The organism is Mesorhizobium loti CJ3sym (assembly GCF_000472785.1).
Taxonomy (GTDB): domain Bacteria; phylum Pseudomonadota; class Alphaproteobacteria; order Rhizobiales; family Rhizobiaceae; genus Mesorhizobium; species Mesorhizobium loti_E.
Window position 1 is genome coordinate 18,751 of the sequence record NZ_AXAL01000038.1, and the last position, 20,933, is coordinate 39,683.

Here is a 20,933-nt window from a genome sequence, read left to right on the forward strand (position 1 = left end):
GGTAAGGATGATGGCAGTCGTTGAGGAAAAGGTGGGCGATCTTGCGCGGCTGCTTTATAAAAAGCTCGCCGATGTTTCGCATGTGAGGCAGCGCAAGCGGTTGGTAGTTCCAACCAGCGACGATCCCGCGGCTACACCGACTGTCTATTTTCTGACACCGGATTACCAGGGCGCGTCCGGTGGCATTCGGGTGATTTACCGCCATGTCGACATTTTGAATTCCATTGGAGTCAAGGCCGTTGTCCTCCACCAGCGTCCGGGTTTCCGGTGCGATTGGTTCGATAATCAGACGGAGATAACAGATGTTCAGAAAGCCAGGGTGACACGGAGCGACATCTTGGTTGTCTCGGAACTCGACATCGACCTTTTGTCGCGGATCCCCTCTGGCATCAAATTCGTCATTTTCAACCAGAATAGCCATCTCACGTGGAGACGTGGCGGCGCGCTCGCGGGCAGGATGTATGGCGCCAATCCCGATCTGACAGGGGTGGTGACAGTGTCCGACCACAATCGCGAGATGCTCCGCTACGCCTTCCCCTTAAGTCCAATAGACCGGGTGCATCTAAGCATCGATCCGACTTTGTTTCACCCCGGATCAGGCGCACGGCCTCGGCGCATTGCATATATGCCGAGGCGGGGTCGCGACGATGCCGAACAAATTGTCGAAATGCTCCGCGCACGCGGCGTCCTTGATGGCTGGGAAGTCGTCGCATTGGATGGCCTGGCTCACTCGGAGGTGGCCGACAAGTTGCGTACGACGCGCATCTTTCTGGCCCTCACCTACCAGGAGGGCTTCGGACTGCCGGCGGCAGAGGCGATGGCGTGCGGGAACTATGTGATCGGTAATCACGGCTTCGGCGGCAAGGAGTTTTTCCTCCCCGAATTTAGTGCAGTTGTAGAACCCGGCGACATCATGGCGCTGGTGCGGGCGGTTGAAGAGGCAATTTACAACGACGAGAAGAATGTCGGATGGTGTCGTAACCGGGGCCAAGCAGCTTCGGCTTTCATTCATGAGACGTATTCGCCCCAAAGGGAGCGTGATGACGTCGCGACGTTTTACCGTGAATTCCTGGCTTCAGTGCTCCCGGCAAGGCAAGCAGCCGAGTAAACTCATAGATGCCGCGAACTGGACGAAGCCCCGGACGCGAGCGCGTTGCCGCATCAACGGCGCAATCGGTGAAATTCGGTCAGTAGACACCCGTCCGGTACCAATGCCGCCATTGCTTGCGATCGTCCAGCTTGCGCATCACCGTGCGGAGCTTTGAGAGAGACAGAGGAATTGGTCCCGGTTTGGCTCGCAACGCGGACTGAACGCGATCCCAAAGTCGCGTGGCTCTAATCTCCGGATACAGATCCAGAGCGAAGTCGAAGAGTTCGCCTAACGGTTCGCTCTCGGCGCGGCCGGCATCCACGATACTGAACACGTGGCGAAGCGCAGTTAGCGCGAGCGCGCGGTTTGCATTTTCAAGAAGCGTCTCGAAATTGCTCAATTCACAGACTGGATCTTCGAGGGCAGACCGGAATGCGTCACGCCTGGCCTTGAGATCGTAAAGATAGCCGGCATGTACGGTTCGCTGCATGCTAGCGTCATGGATACGATAATAGGCCTGGTCGGCTCCGTTCAGATGCCCGACATCCGATATTGCTGCTGCACGTAGCCAAAGCTCCATGTCGGCGGAATGCGGCAAGGACGATTTGTAGCCCTTTAGCCGGTGCTGGACGCTGGTTCTCATCATGACTTCCGGATTGACAATGAAGTTTTTGCCGGTCAGGCACATCCGTTCAACCCAGTCCCTGCCGCTCCAAATCGTCCACCCGGTATCGTCTTGCCTCGGGCGGGGAAGGATCGAACCGTAGAGAGAAATAGGATTGCCGTATACGAGGCCGACCGACGGGTTATGGTCCATAAGCCCGGCTGCTCGCGCAAGTGCGCCCGGAACCAGCAGGTCGTCGGCAGATAGAAGAACAAGATAATCGCTTGTGGTCAGGCTTATACCTTCATTGTAAGTTGCAATATGACCCCTATTAACCTCATGACGTATGATGGATACCCTTGCATCCTCGGATGACAGCTTATCGCAAATTTCGGGCGTGTTGTCGGATGACTTATCATCAATAATGAGGACTTTAACGTCTACGCCGGTTTGCGATAGTGCGCTAAGCGCACATTGGTGCAGGTACCTTCCGTAGTTGTAGCAGGGAATGATCACCTGGACGCAAGCCATACAAATCTCCGGACTGGCCGTAAGCGAAATGAAACCGATTAGCCGCAGAACCCTGTTGAAGCCGACGATCGATCGCGGCGCCCCCGCCACGGTTACCGTTATCATTCCCTGCTACAATTATGCGCGCTACTTGCCCGATGCTGTCGGCAGCGTGCTTTCGCAAACCGGGGTGATTGTCGACGTAGTCATAGTTGACGACGCTTCGACGGACAACAGTCTCGATACCGCTCACCAGCTGGCGGCCGGTGACGCGCGGATCACCATTGTGTCGCATCCCAGAAACGCCGGTCCGGTTGAAACCTTTAATGACGGCCTTCGGATTGCACGGGGCGAGTTTCTCGTGCGCCTCGACGCCGATGACCTGCTCACGCCCGCCTCACTTGAACGTTCGGTGGCAGTCATGCGGCAATTCCCTTCCGTAGGCCTGGTATATGGCCACCCTTTGCATTTTAGTGGTGGTGATTTGCCTGCCCATCGCGCCAGGGCTACGGCATGGACAGTCTGGCCAGGGCGCGAATGGCTGGCGGATCGCTGCAGGACGGCGTTCAATGTAATCACATCGCCTGAGGTGTTGATGAGGCGCTGCGTCGTTGACCAGGTCGGAGGGCAAATGCCACTTGCCCACACACACGACATGGAAATGTGGCTTCGTATGTCAGCCTTCTCGGATGTTGCTTACATCAAAGGCGCCGATCAAGCCTGGCATAGGGAACATAACCAAAGCTTGTCGGCTCGTGAAGTCGATGGATTTCGCGATCTTCTTGAGCGGCGCGCGGCCTTTGAAACGCTTTTCGCCGGGTCGGCGGGCGCACTTCCGGAATCAGCCGCTCTTCGCTCTGCAGCGACAAGAGCCCTGGCTTCACATTCGATAGAAGTAGCCAAGCGCCGCTACGACCATGTCAAGGTCGATCGCGACCTGGTGGCGGCCCTGCGAGACTTTGCGCGTGAATTGGTCCCCGACGTTGAAAGAATTCCGGGCTGGCGAGGGCTGGATAGACGGGCAGCGATTGGTCCGGGACCAGCTGCACGCCATCCGGTTTTTTTTCTCGAACGTGTTGCCAGGGGATTGCGTGACGCTTGGCGGCGTCGGCGTTGGCATCGCGCTGGATATTGACGGGCGTCCATGTGTCGACGGGCAAGTGACGTGCGCGGTCGTGCCGCGCGAAATTCCAGAAGTCCCGACGACATCTCTTGGGCGTGCCGGCGCTTCAAATGAGAGCCTCCAACTCTTTCACCGATAGCGGTGCTAGCGAAAAGCTCTCGACATCTGATCGGTAAGGGGCTTCAGCAGATAGGACCAGACGCTCCGTTCGTCCGTGCGTATATGGATCTCGGCCGGCATACCCGGTTTGAGGACCTTGGCGTCTGTGAGACAAATCGAACTGTTTTCAACCTTGATGCGCGCCGAGAAGTACGAGAGTTGACGTTGCTGATCTTTGATCAGATCTGCAGAGGTTCTTTGAACTGAGCCTTGGCAAACCGGCGTTGTGCCTGCGTCGAAGGCCGGGAAACGAATTGAAACTCGCTGCCCGGGTCGCACATCGTCAATGCGCGATGGCGGGATGAGCGCATCCACCACCAGGTTGTCAGTATCTGGCACGATCATCATGAGCACTTCCCCGGGGCCGATGACGCCACCGACTGTGTGGACCGAGGATTCCTGTATCATGCCCGACTGAGGCGCGCGGATATCCGTCCTTGCAAGTTCGTCTTCCGCCACGACCATGCGCTCGCTGAGTTCGGTCTGCTTTGCTTCCGTGTCTCGAAGGTCACCCGCGACCTCGCTGCTCTGTTGCTCGTCAAGCTGGAGTATCTGGAGCGCGGTTTCGCTGATACGAGCCTGCGCTTCGGCGACAGCGGCTGCAAGGCGTCCCGATTCGCCGTGGTTGCGGGTCGCCTCCAACCGGACCCCGCTCAGGCGTTCCTTGGAGACCAATCTCTTCGCGTAGAGCTTCTCGACGTCATCGAGATCGCGGTCGAGGAGTACAACCGATTCATCTATGGCGGTCTGCTGGGCCTGGAGCCCCTCGACCTGGCGCTCGAGTTGCTTTGAGCGGCTTTCCAGCTGTGCCTTCTGGCCGGCGAGCGCTGCGGCACGGCTCTTGAACACCGCTCGCTCGCCATTGACGAGTGCCGTCACCTGCAAATCCCCCATCCGGGCCCGAATGTTCGGTGGGAGCTGCATTTCCGGCAGACCTTGTCGCTCGGCCTCAAGTCGCGCCAGCCGAACGGTGGCGCGATCGAGATCCTGGCTGACGATGCGCAGATTTGCCCGCGTCAAAGTATCGTCAAGCCTGACAAGAACGTCTCCGGCTCTGACATGGTCCCCGTCCTGGACGAATATGCCTCCTACCGTGCCGCCGGTCTGATGTTGAATTTTCTTTGTGTTGCTCTCCACTACCACGGTTGCCGGCGCAATCACCGCGCCCGCGATCTTGGTCAATCCAAGCCAGAGACCCCCACCGGCGACAAGCAGGAAGCAGGTAGCCATGCCTATGACCAGATTGGCGTGGATCCCATCCGCCATTTCGAATGGATCCATTCCGGCCAATCTGCTTCCACTATGGGGAGGCGCATATGTGGACATGATCACGTCAGAAATGAACCTCACGCGCGCTTACGGCCTTCTGCAGCGGCACGACTGAAGCCGACCGTTCCGCGGCAGGCGGGAACGGCCGAACCACGTTGGCAAGAACGTCTTCGCGCGAGCCAAAGGAATGCAGCGCCCCTTTCGACATGACCAGCACCTGGTCGATATTGGTCAGGGCCGACGGACGATGGGCAACAATGATGACGATGCCTCCACGCTGACGCACCGACAATATGGCTCCCGCCAGGGACACATCGCCTTCCACGTCCAGATTTGAGTTTGGCTCGTCCAGGACAACGAGAAACGGATCGCCATAGAGGGCCCTCGCCAGCCCGATGAGCTGCCTCTGCCCGCCGGCCAGAGCCATTCCTCCTTCGCCCACGCGCGTTTGGAAACCGCGCGGCATACGCATGATCATCTTGTCGATGCCAGCAGCTCGGGCCGCTGCCAGAACGCCTTTGGGATCATCCTTGCCACCAAACCTCGAAATGTTGTCGGCAACCGTGCCATCGAACAGTTCTACGTCCTGTGGCAGGTAGCCTATATGCATGCCGAGCCGCTCTGAATCCCATTGATCGAGCGACGCTCCATCCAACCGAACGGTTCCACGAAGCGGCTTCCAGACCCCAACCAGCGCCCGTACGAGCGTCGTTTTCCCGGACCCGCTCGGCCCGAGAATGGCCATTCCAGCGCCTCGCGACAGCTGGAAGCTGACATTTAGGACTGTTGGCTTTTGCAAGTCGCCCGGCGGGGCAACAGTCAACTCCTCAACCGCAAGCACCGCTTGGGGCGGCGGCAATTCCATGAGTTTGTCCTTGCTGCCAAAATTGCGCAGTGCTGCTGACAGTTGCGAATAGCTCTGCCGGGTCGCCAGAAATCCTCTCCAGTTTGCGATCGCCGCATCAACCGGCGCCAGCGAGCGTCCAAGCAATATGGAAGACGCGATTATCACCCCGGGAGAAGCTTCGCCTCCGATCACCAGATATGCGCCGAGCCCTAGGACAGAAGACTGCAAGGCCATCCGCAGTGCTTTCGATAGCGAACCTGCGGCACCTACAATGTCAGAAAGTCGTTCCTGATGGATGAGGTAGGCGTGGATGACCTCGTTCCAGCGCTGACCTATCCGCACGGAAAGGCCCATCGCATGAACAACCTCTGCATTGCGGCGCCCGGATTCGGCAAGGGTGCGCTGCGCCAACAGAGCCTCGGATGCACGGGCCGCCGGCCGGCGCGCAAGGAATTCTGCCACCACCGTCAACAGCACGACGCCGATCGCACCAACTGTCGCAAGCACGCCCAGCGAGGGGTGCAGGAGATAAATGACAACGAGATAGAACGGTATCCAGGGAGCATCGAAGACTACAGTGGGACCTAGGCCAGAAAGAAAACCGCGCAATTGGTCCAAATCTCGAAGCGGCTGCATTCGAACCGCCTCGGCGCCGGCAACGAGCGGCAGGGAGAGCGAGAGAGCAAACACTTTTTGTTGGAGATTTCTATGGAGGCGGTTGCCGATCCGCACGAGCACCCTCAGCCGCACGAAATCGAGAAGCCCGTAGACCGCATAAAGGCCCAACATCCCAATCGTAAACCCCACAAGCGTCGGTACGCTCTGCGAAGGCAGCACGCGATCGTAGACTTGCAGCATATAGACCGAGCCGGTTAGGCCCAAAACGTTGATGACCGCTGAAAACAGACCGACGCCAACGAGCGCAGGCATACAGCCGACAATCGCTGAACGCAGATCCAAGGCGCCGCCTTCCCTCAGCTTCATGATCGGCCCGGTCCTATCCGTCACCTGGTTCGCGAACTTTAGGTTGCGCTAACACATGTCCTTTTGGTTATTGAAAATATAGCAAAATCGTGACGCAACCATCAGAAACGGGGGATTGTACCTACCAAATTCGGGGGATAACTGGGATGCGGCTCCTTACGAGACAGGCGTGGCTGGCCCACTCCGCGCTTTGCGAGGGCGGCCAGCCGATGGAGGTTGGCATGAGCCATATAGCTCTACGCCCAACGAGCGTTCGCCTCATCCCGCAGCCTGGCGGGGACAAGAATGAAGGGCCGCGTGAAGCGCCTTGACACCTCAGCGCAGCCTTATGTAGCAATTCGTTATGTCTTGTGACTTGCACCTTATGGTTAACGGCGGTTACCTCTTTTTAAGCTAGCTCTTATACGATTCGGACGTAACAGAGTTGCATCAGTCCAACCGGTGCGGGCCGGGGGCATGAAAGGCGGCCAGCCGTGGCAAGTACTATCCCGTTAGGGTTCCCCGATTCCACCAACACTGGTGTGCCCGGAGGGACAACGCTTACAGCCTACACAGGCCCGATGACGATCACCAAGGACGGTACGGTCATCGAGAATCAGATAATTGACGGCAGTCTCCAGATAAACGCGGCCAATGTCGTCATCAAGAATTGTGCTATTACATACAGCGGTGCTTGGGGGATCGATGCAGAGCACGGCCCGAACATAGTTGTTCAAGATTGCCACATCGTGGGCCCTGGTTATGGTGGCCTCGCAAATTCCGCTATTTTGGGTAGCGGAACATTCCTGCGCAACGATATTTCTAAATCGGAGAATGGCATCTCGCTTGTTGACGGCGCAAGCACTGTAAAAGGGAACTTTATTCACGACCTACAAAACGCCGGGACAGACCCTCACTACGACGGCATACAGGCCCAGGGCGGCCAAAATGGTGTGTTGATAGAAGGAAATACGATCATTGGAAGAGACACTTCCGACGTCTTTATCCAGAACACCTTTGGGCCGATCTCGAACGTCGTAGTAAATCACAACTATCTTGCCGGCGATGTTGGGTATAATGTTTACGTAGAGGGCCGCTTCGATACTGGGCCTACCACGGGCGTGTCCATTACAAACAATTATATTGTAAAAGGCTTTTACGGCTACTATTCGACTTCCGAAGCCTCGCCTGCGATTTCAGGTAACACTGAGGTTTTGCCAGGAGCGGCACCAACGCCGACCCCAACGCCGGACCCGGATCCAACCCCAGTGCCGACTCCACCGCCGGAGAAGCATTCCTTCTTTGGCACCCCGGGCAATGATGTATTTCATGGGACTACCGGGATCGATACGATGACCGGCGGGCTCGGTAACGACACCTATTACGCCGACAATGCCGGCGACAAGGTCGTGGAGGCAAAGAACGGCGGTAATGACACAGTTCTCGCTTCCGTGAGCTATGCGCTTTCGGCTGGGTCACAGGTCGAGCATCTCGCCACCACGAACCCGGCCGGCACAACGCCGATCGACCTGACAGGCAATGAGTTCGCCCAGACCGTTGACGGCAACGCAGGCGCCAATACCATCGACGGACGCGGCGGCGCCGATACGATGACCGGTTATGGCGGCAACGATAGCTATATCGTCGACAACGCCGGCGACAAGGTGATCGAAAAGGTTGGTGGCGGCGAGGACTCAGTACGCGCTTCGGTAAGCTTCGCGCTTTCGGCCGGCTCGGAGGTTGAGCATCTCGCCACCACGAACTCGGCCGGCACAACGGCGATCAATTTGACCGGCAACGAGTTCGCCCAAACCATTGACGGCAACGCCGGCGCCAATACCATCGACGGGCGCGGCGGCGCCGATACGATGACCGGTTATGGTGGTAACGATACCTATATAGTCGACAACACCGGCGACAAGGTTATCGAGAAGCCGGGGGGCGGCGAGGACTCGGTGCGCGCCTCGGTGAGCTACGCGCTGTCGGCAGGTTCGGAGATCGAACATCTGGCCACCACAAACCGGTCTGGTCGTGGGGCGATCAATCTGACTGGTAATGAATTCGCCCAGACCATTAAAGGCAATGCCGGCGCTAATGTTATAGATGGCGGCGGCGGGGCTGATGTCTTAACTGGCAACGGCGGCAAGGACGTCTTCGTTTTCAAGGCCGCCCTTGGGGCTGGGAATGTTGACAAGATCACCGACTTCTCGGTCTCGCAAGATAAGATTCTCCTCGATCACACCGTGTTTGCCGGCCTTCAGCCAGGCGCTCTGTCGGGGCAGGCTTTCTATGCCGGTGCAGGCGCGCATGACAGTACTGACCGCATCATCTACGACAGTTCGACCGGCGCCCTCTATTTTGACAGCGATGGAAGCGGCGGCGCGCATCAGGTCCAGTTCGCGACCCTTTCCGCGCACCTTCCGCTTACGGCATCGTCATTCGTAATTTCATGACCAGATAGCGCCCCGCGCGGTCAGCCTGCTCGGGGCGCGACGGTTCGAACTTCAGCACTGACCAGGGTGGCCCATGCATCTCGTTGGACAAGGCGCGTGCGATCGTCCAGATGCGACGGCAGGCCTGCGTTCGCAACGATAAGTGACGGTGGGCCAAAAGGTGGTCCGATTCTACGGCTGCACGGAGACAAGCCGGCGCGGACGGTTGCTCAAAAGTGCCAGGCGCGGCCGTTTGAAAGTCGCTGACCTGCGTGGTGATTACCCAAAAGTAGTAGTCCTTATACGTTGATATCGCCAGATCGAGATCGTCCTAAAGGCGGTGGGGTATCCTCCGATCGGGGTGTTTGTGGCCATAGGGACACCCGACCATGCATACTTCACAGCTTTGAGGCATCCATTTTCGCTATCCCACGGCGCCCACGTTTCGCTGACAAGTTTTGATACACTGAAACGGCCTGTCAGTGTGGCTCGCGATCGTGATCTCCTGCCTTGAGTTTGTTGTCTGCATGGTTGGCACGCTCGCCCTCAGATGCTCTTTTTCTGCGATCCCGGAAGGTCATCAGACAAGTAGCCACCAAGTATCTTGGCCGCAACCGAGACCTTCTCCGGCCTTTGGGACCGTGAAGAGGCTGCGAAGCGGCGCCGGTGTCCGATGTTCGCCTGAAACAGGCGTCACAAGCATCGTAGCCAAGGCTCGATCCGCGCTTCGCCATGAGATGAATGTTGTGGCTCAAGTCACCGCTTTGCGGTTCCTTCTGTACGAAATGCGGGCGGGCACCCGATTACGCCGCTACCACTTTACGGCAGGTGCATACCCCGTTTTCACACGTTTACGTTCGGCCGCAAAAGCCATTTCTATCGTGAAAGCTTCGGCTCCCGTGTTCGACGTTGGCAGCGATGGCCGGCGTTGCGGGGATGGAAAGCGAGAGGCGCTACATGGTTGATGGATTGGGGCACGCGGAATGATTTCCTCGAGTGTTGTGTTGGATGAGGGCGTGGTCATTCACCATCCTCAATTGGTCAATCTCTACGGCTGCACCATCGGAGCCGGATCGCGCATCGGCACATTCGTAGAGATCCAGAAGAACGCGGCCGTGGGCAGGAACTGCAAGATCTCCAGCCACAGCTTCGTGTGCGAAGGCGTCACGCTTGAGGATGGTGTTTTCGTGGGTCACGGCGTGATGTTCACCAACGATCCGCACCCGCGTGCACTGACCCATGACGGGGAACTGCAAACCGACAGTGACTGGAGCGTCGTTGCCACCCTTGTGCGCCGCAACGCATCGATTGGCAGCAACGCAACGATCCTGGCAGGCATCACTATTGGAGAAGGCGCGATGGTCGGCGCCGGTGCCGTGGTCACGCACGACGTCCCTGACTTCGCCATCGTGGCCGGAGTGCCGGCTAAAATCATCGGCAGGACAAAGGACGCGCCACCAAAAAGTGAGCCCACTGCAGCCGTCCGGAGAGTCAAATGATCGGCGTTGCTGTGGTGGGTTACGGCTATTGGGGGCCAAATCTCGTCCGAAATCTGGCCGAAACGCCGGGAGTGAATCTGATTGCGGTTTGCGATCTCAGGAAGGAGCGGCTCGCACCATTGCACAGCCGATATCCGACCGTTTCACTTACCGACGATTTCGAGGCCGTACTGCGCGATCCTCGGGTCGATGCCGTTGCCATAGCGACGCCGGTTTCATCACATTTCCGCCTGGCGCTGAGCGCCTTGATGGCTGGCAAACATGTGTTCGTCGAAAAGCCCATCGCATCCACCGCCGAAGAGGCGCAGCGGCTCGTCGATGAAGCGGCGCGCCGCCGGCTGGTGCTGGCGGTCGACCACACATTCATTCACACCGGAGCGGTCCGAAAGATGCACGAACTCGTCCAGACGGGCTTGGGCGAAATGTATTACTACGACTCCGTGCGGGTGAATCTGGGACTTTTCCAGCATGATGTGAGCGTGATCTGGGATCTCGCGGTCCATGACCTGTCCATCCTCGACTACGTCCTGCCCGAACGGCCAGTCGCGGTCTCGGCCACCGGAATAAGCCATGTTCCCGGCGAGCCGGAAAACATCGCCTATCTCAACCTGTTCTTCGAAAGCAATCTGATCGCCCATATCCATGTCAATTGGCTGGCGCCTGTGAAGGTGCGCCGGACGCTGATCGGCGGAAGCCGCAAGATGATCGTCTACGACGATCTGGAACCGAGCGAGAAGATCAAGGTCTACGACAAAGGCATCACGGTGAGCGGCAACCCCAACGCCAAGGGTGAGACCCGATACCAGGCGCTGGTTGGCTATCGCACCGGCGATATGTGGGCCCCGCAGATCGACATGACCGAAGCCCTCGGCATCGAGCTTCGCGAATTCGTTTCCTGCGTCGAAAACAACGGCACACCGCTTGCGGACGGAAACGCCGGCGTCCGGGTGGTTCGCATCCTGGAGGCAGCAACCCAGTCCTTGGCACAGCGCGGCCGCGTGGTCGACCTCGAACAGATGAGACGCGTCGCATGATTCCGTTTCTGGACTTGAAGGCTCAGTACGCAAGCATCAAGAATGAGATCGACGCTGCCGTTCTGGGCGTGCTCGCATCGGCGCAGTATGTTCTGGGAGATGAGGTCGCGAAGTTCGAGCAAGAGTTCGCAGCGTTTTGCGGCACCAAACACGCGGTAGCGGTCAATACCGGCACCAGTGGTCTCCACTTGGCCTTGCTGGCTGCCGGCGTGGGGCCGGGCGACGAAGTCATAACCGTTCCATTCACCTTCGTCGCAACGGTTTCGGCCATCTGCTATGCTGGCGCGCTGCCGGTGCTCGTGGACGTCGAGCCAACGACGCTGACCATGGACCCTGCCAAGCTCGAGGCCGCGATTACGCCAAGAACCAAGGCGATCATTCCCGTTCATCTTTATGGCCAGATGGCCGACATGACGTCCATCATGCAAATAGCCAATCGTCATGGCATCGCCGTACTCGAGGATGCATGCCAGGCGCACGGCGCAGAGTACTACGGACGCCGGGCGGGGAGCATCGGCGTTTCGGGATGCTTCAGCTTCTATCCAGGCAAAAATCTTGGCGCCTGTGGCGAGGGTGGAATTGTCGTCACCAATGACGACGAACACATGAAGACCATCCGAATGCTACGCGACTGGGGCCAAGACCGGCGATATCATCACGCCCTCAAGGGTTTCAACTATCGCATGGACGGCATCCAGGGCGCTATCTTGCGCGTCAAACTTCGATACCTCGACGCATGGACGGCCGCGCGCAGAAGCCGCGCGCGCCAATACACAAAGCTTCTTTCAGGGTCGCGGCGCGTAGAGACGCCGGTGGAAGTGACTGGGCGTCGCCATGTCTATCACATCTACGCCGTCAGGACGGACGATCGAGATCGCCTGCAGCAGGATTTGCAGCAGGAAGGGGTGCAATCCGGTCTTCACTATCCCATCCCTGTGCATCTGCAAAAGGCACACGCCGACCTGGGCTACACGATCGGTGATTTTCCGGTGTCGGAACGTGCCGCGCGCGAGGTCCTGTCGCTGCCGATCTATCCGGAAATTACATCGGACCAGATCGAACATGTCGCTGCCGCGGTGGAGCAGATGGCTCATGTCGATTGACATTAAGGGAGCGACCCGCATCGTTGCCTCCGTCCACGGACGCCAAGACGTCTCCGATCCGGAATTCGAAAGAGGGCTCGCCGATGCTGTTTTGGCTCACTACGGCCGTACGGGGCTGATTGAACTCTACGGCCGGTTTTCGGCCGGCGACGGTCTGATAGACATTATAATGCGCCGGTTAATCTGGCGCAGCCTCGCGCGTCGATGCGGGGCCGGCCTGCAGGTCGGCAATGGCGCCGTTTTCAGGCATCCGGAGACGTTCGAGTTCGGCGCTGGCGTGTTCATCGGCGCCCAGGCCTGCATCCAGGGCCGGCACGACGGCATGTGCATCCTCGGCGAGAAAGTCTGGATAGGTCCGCAGGCCTTCCTCGACGCAAGAAATCTCGTCATGGGCGACTTCGTCGGCTGGGGCCCGGGAGCGAAAATACTTGGATCGACACATAGCGGCGTTCCGGCCGATGTGCCGATCGTGCGCACGGACCTCGTCATCGAGCCGGTGGTGATCGAAGCCTGGGCCGATATCGGAACCAACGCGACCATCCTGCCAGGCGTGACTGTCGGCAAGGGAGCGATGGTTGGCGCCGGCGCCGTGGTTACACAGAACGTCGAACCCTTCTCCATTGTCGCGGGTGTGCCGGCGAAATTCCTGCGCTGGCGTACGGATTCTGAACTCGTCCGGGCCGCCGAACAAAAGAACGGAACAATGCAGTGAAAGACAAGCGGATTCTCATTACCGGCGGTGCTGGCCTGATAGGCTCTCACATCGCTGATCTTGTTGCGCTGGAGAACCCTCGCGAGATCGTAATTCTTGACAATTTCGTCCGCGGTCGGCGCGAAAACCTGCAAGGCGCAGCCGCCCAATCGAACCTGACAATTGTCGAAGGTGATATCCGAGACCGCGCGCTGCTCGCCGAGCTCTTCGAGGGCATCGATATCGTCTTTCATCAGGCGGCCATCCGCATAACCCAGTGTGCCGAAGAACCACGCCTGGCTTTCGATGTGCTGGCGGGTGGCACTTTTGATGTCCTTGAAGCCGCCGTTAGCGCCGGCGTGTCGAAGGTTGTTGCCGCCTCGTCGGCCTCGGTGCTTGGACTTGCCGAAAGCTTTCCAACCACCGAGGCGCATCATTCTTACAATAACCGGACGATTTACGGCGCGGCGAAGGCGTTCAATGAAGGGCTCTTGCGGTCTTTCAACGATATGTATGGCCTGCGTTACGTCGCACTGCGCTACTTCAACGTGTACGGGCCGCGTATGGACGTGCATGGCGCCTATACGGAGGTTCTGATCCGCTGGATGGAGCGTCTCGCGGTCGGGCAGCCTCCGCTGATCTACGGCGACGGCTCCCAGACGATGGATTTCGTACACGTCCACGACATTGCACGGGCCAATATACTCGCCGCAAAATCCGCGGTGGAGGACGATGTGTTCAATGTCGCCAGCGGGACGGAAACCAGTCTTCTCGAGCTTGCGCAAGCCTTGTCGCGCACCATGGGTTCCTCAATCGCGCCGCAACATGCGCCAGCGCGCAAGGTCAATGCGGTCTCGCGCAGGCTGGCCGACACGCAAAGAGCCAAGCAGATCCTGGGCTTTGAGGCTCAGCTTACGCTCGACGAAGGCCTTCGCGACCTGGTGGCCTGGTGGCGCCAGGAACGTTCCGCCGCCGCGGCGATCGCTGCCGAATGACCCAGGCGTTTCATCAAATCCCCGTAGCCAGGCCGGTCCTCGATGAGAAGGAGGCGCTGGCGGCACAGCGGGTCGTCTTGTCTGGATGGGTGACGCAAGGACCCGAAGTTGCGGCTTTTGAACGCGAATTCGCCGAGCTTGTTGGCGCTCCGTTTGCATGCGCGGTATCAAACTGCACGACCGCCCTTCATCTTGCGCTGATGGCTGTCGGTGTCGGGCAGGGCGACGAAGTGATCACCGTCAGCCATTCGTTCATCGCAACCGCCAATGCGATACGGTATTGCGGCGCAACTCCGGTTTTCATCGATATCGAGTCGCAGGGGTTCAATATCGATCCGAACCTGATCGAGGCTGCGATCACACCACGCACAAAAGCTATCATGTGCGTTCATCAACTTGGGATGCCGTGCGACCTCGGCCGGATCGTCGAGATCGGTAAGCAGCGTTCCATACCGGTCATAGAGGACGCGGCCTGCGCCATTGGCAGTGAGATATTGTGGAACGGGATGTGGGAAAAAATTGGCGCACCGCGCGGTGACATCGCCTGTTTTTCCTTTCATCCACGCAAGGTCATCACCACGGGCGATGGCGGCATGCTCACGACAGGCAACGCCGACCATGATCGCCAGTTTCGTCTTTGGCGCCAGCATGGCATGAGCGTCACCGATGCCGTCAGGCATGGCTCCAAATCGGTCATCTACGAAAACTACGATATGATCGGCTACAATTATCGGATGACCGACCTGCAAGCAGCGATCGGGCGTGAGCAGCTGCGCCGGCTGCCCGATATTATCGCATCGCGGCGGCGGATCGCCGATCAGTATGCCGAACAATTGCAGTATGTTGACGGTATAACGCTCCCTGTCGAGCCGCAGTGGGCGCGCAGCAATTGGCAAAGTTACGGCGTCCAACTGCCGCCTTGGGCAGACCAACGCGCCACGATGCAAGCACTGCTCGACCGAGGAATTTCCACCCGCCGCGGCATCATGAACAGTCACCTGGAGAAGGCATACTCAGCTCCAGGCAGCTGCCGCCTGTCGGGGGATATGCAACTCAGCACGCGCGCGCAAATCGGTACGATCATACTGCCGCTCTTCGCCCAGATGACGGCGGCCGAAGTGTCGCTTGTCGTCGACACCCTGGCAGAGGTAGTGGGTCAGCCAGTGCAACTGGCGCAGGCTTGAGGCCGGGCTCGCATCTCGTTAGCACCCGTCAAGACCTGGTCGCGGCGTTTGGCAGCCATGGACGAAACCTCGCGGGGAACCACGCGGCCGGCAACAGCTGGGAAAGCATCCGCAAAGAAAACAATCCGCTTGCGCAGGTGATGAATGCGCACGCCAGCGTTGCTGGCCAGAACGGCAGCGCCCACAATATGGCGAAGGCCAAAATCGTGGCAGCCAGGAAAAATGACACCAGCCTGCCATTGAAAACGGACCAGCGGAAACCACTTAGCCTGCGCACAAGAACGTAGACGAAAGCAGTGTGCCAGACATACAGGCTAAGGAATGCAACCCCCGAGCCTATGAGGCCGAACCGGTTGACCAGCAGCCAGGCAAGGCCGACGTGAAACAGGGTTGCCGTGACTTCCGTCCAGAAGAACATCTTGCGCGCACCCTTGGCAAGTATGATGAACCCCATGGGCCACGAGACAATTTGCAGCATCACGCCGAGACAAATCCAGCGTAGCAGATTGATCGCGGCGTGGAATTCCGACGAGTAAAACAGGTTGATCACCAACGGTGCGAGCGTCAACGTCGCAAGCAGTCCAGGTCCGGCGAGCAATACGCTGATTTGAATCTGGTCATTGACGAGGCGGTTGCACTGGCCATTGTCGCGAGCGATGGCGGTCAAGCGTGGGTAGAAGTCGGTGCCCATTGCCTGCAGGATGAAGCTCGCATACAGCCCGCCTAACGCCCAGGCTGCTTGATAGAGACCCGCCGCTTCGACACCGCTTTCTCTCAATACGATGATGCGAACCGCATAGGCAGCTCCTACGGTGAGGAGCCCCGAAACCATAAACACCACGCCAAGTTTCAAGAGTTCAGCCGACTCCTGTCGCACTTGCTTTGCTGATGGCGAAAACGCTGCGATCTTTATCCTGCGGCTGTACGACCAGGACGTGAGGACCGAAACGGCGGCCATCGCCACCAGTGCCGGCACGATTCCTTTTTCGCCGAAGAGAAAAATCAAAGGGATGCCGATGAGTGTGCTGAACAACGCTCCAAGCATATTGAGGCGAGCGAGATCGGAAATGCGCCGGGTGCCTTGAATCAGGGCGGTTTGCCCGCCCGAGATCAGGCGAAAAAACACGGCGAGCGCAAGAAGCGCCACGCTGGCAGCGTGGGTCTGGTCTGCGAAGGTGAAGCTGGCAATCGGCAGCGCGAACACGCACAGCAGAAGTGCGGCCATGATCCCGAGGACGACCGAAATGCGTCGCAGGACGATCGCCGTCATCGCAATCTTGTGCTCATCGCCAGACCCGACGGCTTCCGCAATCTGCCGCACACCGCTGGCTTGAACACCGAGCCCAGCCAGGTTTTGTGCGAGATCGGCTATGGAGCTATAAAGGCCCATAAGTCCGACGCCTTGCGGGCCAAGCAGCAATGCCATTGCCTTGTTGCGGATTATTGCGAAGGCAATGTTGACGATCGACGACCCGCCAATCATGGCAGTGGACTTCAAGATGTCCCTGTATGAATGGTCAGGGCTGGAGGCGATCGGGCTGATCGCCTCTTGCGACACGCTCACTGGCCGGCCTCAACGGTCATGACAGTTTTTCCACTAGCCGGAGGAAGCGTCATCGCGCCGACGGTTCCATAAACCGGACTCGCCGGGAAAGCTGCCTTGATCACGTCTCCGGGAACCAGGGGGGTGGAATCAACCGCCGGGATCTCATTCACGTCTCCGTTCACTTTTCTCAGGATCGTGAAGTTGAGCGGCTGGTCTATGCCATTGCTCCTTTCCCGAGAGGCGGTGGCTAGCGTATTGACAAGGAGCTGTTGCGCGACCTGCTGTTTCACCACAAGCTGCGTGAGGTTGGCCTGCTCTGTTTGCAGCTCGATGGCGGTCTCGGTATGGAGTTTGTCGCGCAACCCGTTTCGTTCGCGCGTCGCCGCCGCTCTGCCCTGTTGTGCTCGCATGACGGCCGTCACTTGATCGAGACGATCGGCCTTGTACGACGAAACGACACGCTCAAGTTCCGATTTGCGCGAAGCGATTGCAATGCCCTTTTCGACCAGCACAGTTATATTTGACAAATCGGTTTCAGCAGATTTTATGCTCGCATCGGACATCTTGATCTTCTCGTTGAGCGATCCGATTTCTGAATCCAACAGCGCGCACAGCTCGTCGAGCGATTTTGTTTGCCGATCGAGTTCATCCGCCCGCGCGGAGAAAATAATCCGTTCCTGGCCAAAGATCTCGTTGGCCGCGGCGGCGTCGAGCCCTCCCGCCACAGGTTTGGGAAACCGTATTTCGTTCTCTCCAGACATTTCTGCCTGCAATCGTGCAATCCTTGCCTTGGACAACAAGATCTGAGCATCAAAAACCTGAGCATCGCCGACAAGCTGGATCTCGACCTTGGAAGGATCGGACGCATTAGACCGAGCCTCGCCGCCGCTCAAGGCCAGCGCCTGCAGAACGGTCATTCCCACGCGATATTTGTATTCACCTGGTGTGGCCACGGCGCCCACCACGTAGACGGGCGGATAATCGATGATTTCGACGGTCGTGTCCGGCCGTTTGACCAAACCCATCTGCGTTTGAAGTCGCTTGGCGATTTCGCCCGCAAGAGCCGTGCTGTCCATCGCTCCTAATGAAACAGCCCCGATGACCGGCAGAACCACCGTCCCAGTCTCCGACACCACAAAATCGCCGCCCAGCGCGGACCACTGCTCGAACTCGCCCTTTACCGGCACCCACTGCACAACGGTCACGCGCAATTTGGTCTGGGGCACGAAACTGACTCCAGCTGCCTGCGCCACCATGACCGGGAATCCGCAGGCAACAAGTGCGGCCAAACACATGACCAGCATCCAGCCTGTTGAGCCTATTGAAACCTGGCGGGAAACGCTCATTGAAACTCCCATTGGCCTTGCAATTTTCAACTTCTGATATCAGTTTCCTTGAAGCTTGGGTTCTTGGTCAATCGATCAGGACCGTGGGATCGACCTAGTCCATTTGGATGATGGCAACTGCCAAGGCGGGTAACCCACTTCGACGGAAGGCCTTCCAATCAGCCCTTTTGCGCGGTCGCGGCGACCGCGTGATCACTCTATCGTATCTTGGCAATCGCGAGTGATCGGGCGGCAAGATCGGGCGACGGATTGCTTTGGAAACGGATCGAATTGGTAGCATGGACTCCAGGAATGCACCCGATAGCAGCGGCGGGCGGATCGAAGGTTGGTTCGAGCCGCGTCGGATCATTCTCTTAATTGCCACCCGCGGCGCCATTTCGGACAATTTGATCTACGCCCTCGAACGCGAGTTCCCCTGGGCGATTATCGAACAAGCAGAACATGCGAACGCTGCCTGCGGCAAGTTTGACCTTCCGCTCGGGCTGATCCTGATCGACGCAGCCCTGTTGAAGGCTGCCGAGGCCGTTTCAGCTGATATTCTGCTCAATCACCCACAAGCATTTACCGCAGCCATCGAGTTCGACGATCACAATCCGACCTGCTCCTTTCCCGAAATGTTGGGCTCTCGCCTGGTCCGAGGCGTGCTTCCCATGAATTTGAAGCTGGATGTCTGGCTGTCCGTCATACGTCTCATGTTGCGGGGGGGCGAATATTTCCCTGCCGGCATGTTCCATTCCTACAAGCAAAGACTGCGCGACAATTTTGCAGCCCTGACGCCCCGTTTAGGATCACCCTTGGCGGCCGCCGCCGGTTCCAAGCTGACCGACCTGACGGCTCGCGAGATCCAGATCCTGGAAAGGGTCTCACGTGGCCTGCAAAACAAGGCCATCGCTGCGGAATTCAATCTTTCGGAGCATACGGTCAAGGTTCATATGCACAATATCATCACGAAATTGGGGGCGCGTAACCGAACAGATGCGGCCGCCCGTTTCCTTGAGCGAGAGGCGGCGCCATCACATCATATGACGCTAAAACCAAATTGGACTGTGCCAGGCGAAGGGGTTGCCAACGCGGCCGAACAGGAGATTTGAAACTCTCCGCAGGCAGATTCCGTTATGGGAGAATAGACCAATAAGCTGCATCTATTCGAAGGGATCGAAAACTAGCTCAATCAGATTTTAACTGTTATACGTGTCTAAATTTTAAGATTAAATCCAACTATTTGGTTTTGTTGAATTTTAAGTTCGCATTATATTTCAGTTTGCGCCAATATCATTCTGGGGACGGGTGTCGGCGATTGAAGGGGGCGTACGTGGAATTAACACATCGACCTTCTGACGCGCGCGGCAACAGGGGTGGAAGATGTCACAACAGAAGATCCGAGGTGCCTTTGATGCACCTGTGCAGGTCGTCTCAGATAGCTCCGAGAGTCCGGTGGCGGTAACGTCATCCTCCCAGGCGCTGGAACGCTTGCAAGGCCGGTGGCCGACACGAGATGGCACAATGTATCGGCATGCCCGGCATGCCTGCGTCCTGGCAAACGAAGGTGCCATCCCCTCAAAGATAGCTCGCAAGGCCTTTGTGCGTGCCGCCAGAGAGGCCGGCATTCTCTTCGAAACCAACTGAGGTTTGAACCTTGCCCTGGCTGGGGAGGCTTAGGTGACTGTGGCGGTTCGGCAGCGGCAAGAACCATTGCCCTGCGCGCAAGCCGCCGCGTCGTCTTTGAGAGACGAACTGGCGCAGGCCAGAACCGGCGGCAGGCAGTGTCCAGCCGTCTATTTATCCAATCGACCGCCTTCGCCTGGGCCATCGCTGAGCCGACTTGAGGGTCAGATTAAGCGACGCCCCCGAAGTCCCTGCATTTACCCGGACCGAGAGCAGCGCCATTTAAGTAGGCGCGGCGCGCCGGACTCTCATTGACTATCAGCGACAATCAGCGCCAGCCAACCAGGGCCCTAGGGCCGGAAATGTCCAGGCCTGTTGCACCCCATCGCGCGCTCCAGCCGTCAGCCACGTTGCGCTGATCAGGGGCGAATGCTTGGAGCAGCGAATGCCGCCATCGCCGCTGGACAACGCAACAGGTTACGAAAGGGCGGCAAGGTCGGCGAGATCTAAAAGGCCGGATGGGCAGGCAGGTGAAATGACGATTGCCCTTACGGCCACCGGAGGCGCCGCTATCCCAACCTGTCTTTCCAATCGACGCACATAGTGGGCGACGAGCGGCTGCAGAATGGGCTGGTGCTGATAGAGTCGTCCCTGCGCAGAGAAAATGAGCGTTTTCCCCACTCCTTGCCATTCGACTATGGCTCGATGCCAGCCTTGAACTGAAACGCTGGCGATCTGGACCTGACACTGGTCTCGAGTTCCATAAATCCAGCTCGGATCAGTGTTGGGAGCCGCGCGCTCGATCTTGAACCGATACTTTGCCATAAGAGCGACGATATCGTCGTCGCTCGGATAGGATGCAGCCTGGCTGGCTGCGACACCAAAAACAGTCTTCACGGCCAAGCTTGTAGCCAGCAATGTGACGAAGGCAGC

At 58.3% G+C, this 20,933-nt stretch carries 17 protein-coding genes; 11 read left to right on the forward strand and 6 right to left on the reverse strand.

Features of this window, described 5'->3' with window-relative positions:
• The first annotated feature begins 10 nt into the window (after positions 1–10).
• On the forward strand, positions 11–1,108 hold the full coding sequence (locus A3A9_RS40150) for a glycosyltransferase family 4 protein (RefSeq protein ID WP_245279186.1): 1,098 nt from the start codon (positions 11–13) through the stop codon (positions 1,106–1,108).
• 79 nt (positions 1,109–1,187) lie between these two features.
• Here the strand turns inward: A3A9_RS40150 and A3A9_RS40155 are convergent, their stop codons facing one another.
• The gene (locus A3A9_RS40155; RefSeq protein ID WP_051371390.1) at positions 1,188–2,225 is read right to left on the reverse strand and encodes a glycosyltransferase family 2 protein; all 1,038 of its coding nucleotides are present in this window, start codon (positions 2,223–2,225) and stop codon (positions 1,188–1,190) included.
• Between A3A9_RS40155 and A3A9_RS40160 the strand changes: the two genes are divergently transcribed.
• Positions 2,203–3,339 carry a glycosyltransferase family 2 protein gene (locus A3A9_RS40160; protein ID WP_082222344.1) on the forward strand — a complete coding sequence of 379 codons (1,137 nt, stop codon included), beginning with the start codon at positions 2,203–2,205 and terminating at the stop codon, positions 3,337–3,339. The genes A3A9_RS40155 and A3A9_RS40160 overlap by 23 nt on opposite strands.
• 132 nt (positions 3,340–3,471) lie before the next feature.
• Here the strand turns inward: A3A9_RS40160 and A3A9_RS0133305 are convergent, their stop codons facing one another.
• Complete coding sequence (locus A3A9_RS0133305) at positions 3,472–4,767, reverse strand: HlyD family type I secretion periplasmic adaptor subunit (protein WP_245279187.1); 1,296 nt, start codon at positions 4,765–4,767, stop codon at positions 3,472–3,474.
• A gap of 52 nt (positions 4,768–4,819) precedes the next feature.
• Positions 4,820–6,586 carry a type I secretion system permease/ATPase gene (locus A3A9_RS0133310; protein WP_027062450.1) on the reverse strand — a complete coding sequence of 589 codons (1,767 nt, stop codon included), beginning with the start codon at positions 6,584–6,586 and terminating at the stop codon, positions 4,820–4,822.
• Between the two features lie 560 nt (positions 6,587–7,146).
• Between A3A9_RS0133310 and A3A9_RS45445 the strand changes: the two genes are divergently transcribed.
• The 7 genes from A3A9_RS45445 to A3A9_RS0133345 all read left to right on the forward strand — a co-directional run bounded on the left by A3A9_RS45445 (position 7,147) and on the right by A3A9_RS0133345 (position 15,503).
• A complete protein-coding gene (locus tag A3A9_RS45445; protein ID WP_202596434.1) occupies positions 7,147–9,018 on the forward strand; it encodes a right-handed parallel beta-helix repeat-containing protein in 1,872 nt (623 codons plus the stop codon).
• A 962-nt stretch (positions 9,019–9,980) separates the two neighbouring features.
• Positions 9,981–10,496: an acyltransferase gene (locus tag A3A9_RS0133320; protein ID WP_027062451.1), complete on the forward strand. Its 516-nt coding sequence runs from the start codon at positions 9,981–9,983 to the stop codon at positions 10,494–10,496.
• Positions 10,493–11,530, forward strand: coding sequence for a Gfo/Idh/MocA family protein (locus tag A3A9_RS0133325; protein WP_027062452.1), 1,038 nt, complete (start codon positions 10,493–10,495; stop codon positions 11,528–11,530). Before A3A9_RS0133320 ends, A3A9_RS0133325 begins: the two co-directional genes overlap by 4 nt.
• Positions 11,527–12,633: a DegT/DnrJ/EryC1/StrS family aminotransferase gene (locus A3A9_RS0133330; protein WP_027062453.1), complete on the forward strand. Its 1,107-nt coding sequence runs from the start codon at positions 11,527–11,529 to the stop codon at positions 12,631–12,633. Before A3A9_RS0133325 ends, A3A9_RS0133330 begins: the two co-directional genes overlap by 4 nt.
• Positions 12,623–13,345, forward strand: a complete 723-nt coding sequence (locus A3A9_RS0133335; protein ID WP_027062454.1) for an acyltransferase — start codon at positions 12,623–12,625, stop codon at positions 13,343–13,345. Before A3A9_RS0133330 ends, A3A9_RS0133335 begins: the two co-directional genes overlap by 11 nt.
• The gene (locus A3A9_RS0133340; protein ID WP_027062455.1) at positions 13,342–14,319 is read left to right on the forward strand and encodes an NAD-dependent epimerase/dehydratase family protein; all 978 of its coding nucleotides are present in this window, start codon (positions 13,342–13,344) and stop codon (positions 14,317–14,319) included. Before A3A9_RS0133335 ends, A3A9_RS0133340 begins: the two co-directional genes overlap by 4 nt.
• Positions 14,316–15,503 carry a DegT/DnrJ/EryC1/StrS family aminotransferase gene (locus A3A9_RS0133345; protein ID WP_027062456.1) on the forward strand — a complete coding sequence of 396 codons (1,188 nt, stop codon included), beginning with the start codon at positions 14,316–14,318 and terminating at the stop codon, positions 15,501–15,503. The genes A3A9_RS0133340 and A3A9_RS0133345 overlap by 4 nt, the downstream gene beginning before the upstream one ends.
• 28 nt (positions 15,504–15,531) lie before the next feature.
• On the opposite strand, the gene A3A9_RS0133350 is transcribed toward A3A9_RS0133345, so the two are convergent.
• Together A3A9_RS0133350 and A3A9_RS40170 are read right to left on the reverse strand one after the other, a co-directional pair.
• The gene (locus A3A9_RS0133350) at positions 15,532–17,046 is read right to left on the reverse strand and encodes an O-antigen translocase (RefSeq protein ID WP_027062457.1); all 1,515 of its coding nucleotides are present in this window, start codon (positions 17,044–17,046) and stop codon (positions 15,532–15,534) included.
• A 17-nt stretch (positions 17,047–17,063) separates the two neighbouring features.
• On the reverse strand, positions 17,064–18,395 hold the full coding sequence (locus A3A9_RS40170; protein ID WP_161634569.1) for a polysaccharide biosynthesis/export family protein: 1,332 nt from the start codon (positions 18,393–18,395) through the stop codon (positions 17,064–17,066).
• A gap of 278 nt (positions 18,396–18,673) precedes the next feature.
• On the opposite strand from A3A9_RS40170, the gene A3A9_RS40175 reads away from it, so the two are divergent.
• On the forward strand, positions 18,674–19,486 hold the full coding sequence (locus A3A9_RS40175; RefSeq protein WP_063827820.1) for a helix-turn-helix transcriptional regulator: 813 nt from the start codon (positions 18,674–18,676) through the stop codon (positions 19,484–19,486).
• Positions 19,487–19,757: 271 nt separating this feature from the next.
• The gene (locus tag A3A9_RS46595; protein ID WP_082222340.1) at positions 19,758–20,021 is read left to right on the forward strand and encodes a DUF982 domain-containing protein; all 264 of its coding nucleotides are present in this window, start codon (positions 19,758–19,760) and stop codon (positions 20,019–20,021) included.
• A gap of 456 nt (positions 20,022–20,477) precedes the next feature.
• Here A3A9_RS46595 and A3A9_RS0133370 read toward each other — a convergent pair whose 3' ends face one another.
• Complete coding sequence (locus A3A9_RS0133370) at positions 20,478–20,903, reverse strand: hypothetical protein (RefSeq protein WP_152536235.1); 426 nt, start codon at positions 20,901–20,903, stop codon at positions 20,478–20,480.
• Positions 20,904–20,933 lie beyond the last annotated feature (30 nt).

Coding starts and splice junctions, on each gene's coding strand:
- A3A9_RS40150 (WP_245279186.1), top strand. CDS start 11: ATGGCAGTCGTTGAGGAAAAGGTGGGCGATCTTGCGCGGCTGCTTTAT.
- A3A9_RS40160 (WP_082222344.1), top strand. CDS start 2,203: ATGATCACCTGGACGCAAGCCATACAAATCTCCGGACTGGCCGTAAGC.
- A3A9_RS40155 (WP_051371390.1), bottom strand. CDS start 2,225: ATGGCTTGCGTCCAGGTGATCATTCCCTGCTACAACTACGGAAGGTAC.
- A3A9_RS0133305 (WP_245279187.1), bottom strand. CDS start 4,767: ATGGATCCATTCGAAATGGCGGATGGGATCCACGCCAATCTGGTCATA.
- A3A9_RS0133310 (WP_027062450.1), bottom strand. CDS start 6,586: ATGAAGCTGAGGGAAGGCGGCGCCTTGGATCTGCGTTCAGCGATTGTC.
- A3A9_RS45445 (WP_202596434.1), top strand. CDS start 7,147: ATGACGATCACCAAGGACGGTACGGTCATCGAGAATCAGATAATTGAC.
- A3A9_RS0133320 (WP_027062451.1), top strand. CDS start 9,981: ATGATTTCCTCGAGTGTTGTGTTGGATGAGGGCGTGGTCATTCACCAT.
- A3A9_RS0133325 (WP_027062452.1), top strand. CDS start 10,493: ATGATCGGCGTTGCTGTGGTGGGTTACGGCTATTGGGGGCCAAATCTC.
- A3A9_RS0133330 (WP_027062453.1), top strand. CDS start 11,527: ATGATTCCGTTTCTGGACTTGAAGGCTCAGTACGCAAGCATCAAGAAT.
- A3A9_RS0133335 (WP_027062454.1), top strand. CDS start 12,623: ATGTCGATTGACATTAAGGGAGCGACCCGCATCGTTGCCTCCGTCCAC.
- A3A9_RS0133345 (WP_027062456.1), top strand. CDS start 14,316: ATGACCCAGGCGTTTCATCAAATCCCCGTAGCCAGGCCGGTCCTCGAT.
- A3A9_RS40170 (WP_161634569.1), bottom strand. CDS start 18,395: ATGAGCGTTTCCCGCCAGGTTTCAATAGGCTCAACAGGCTGGATGCTG.
- A3A9_RS40175 (WP_063827820.1), top strand. CDS start 18,674: ATGGACTCCAGGAATGCACCCGATAGCAGCGGCGGGCGGATCGAAGGT.
- A3A9_RS46595 (WP_082222340.1), top strand. CDS start 19,758: ATGTCACAACAGAAGATCCGAGGTGCCTTTGATGCACCTGTGCAGGTC.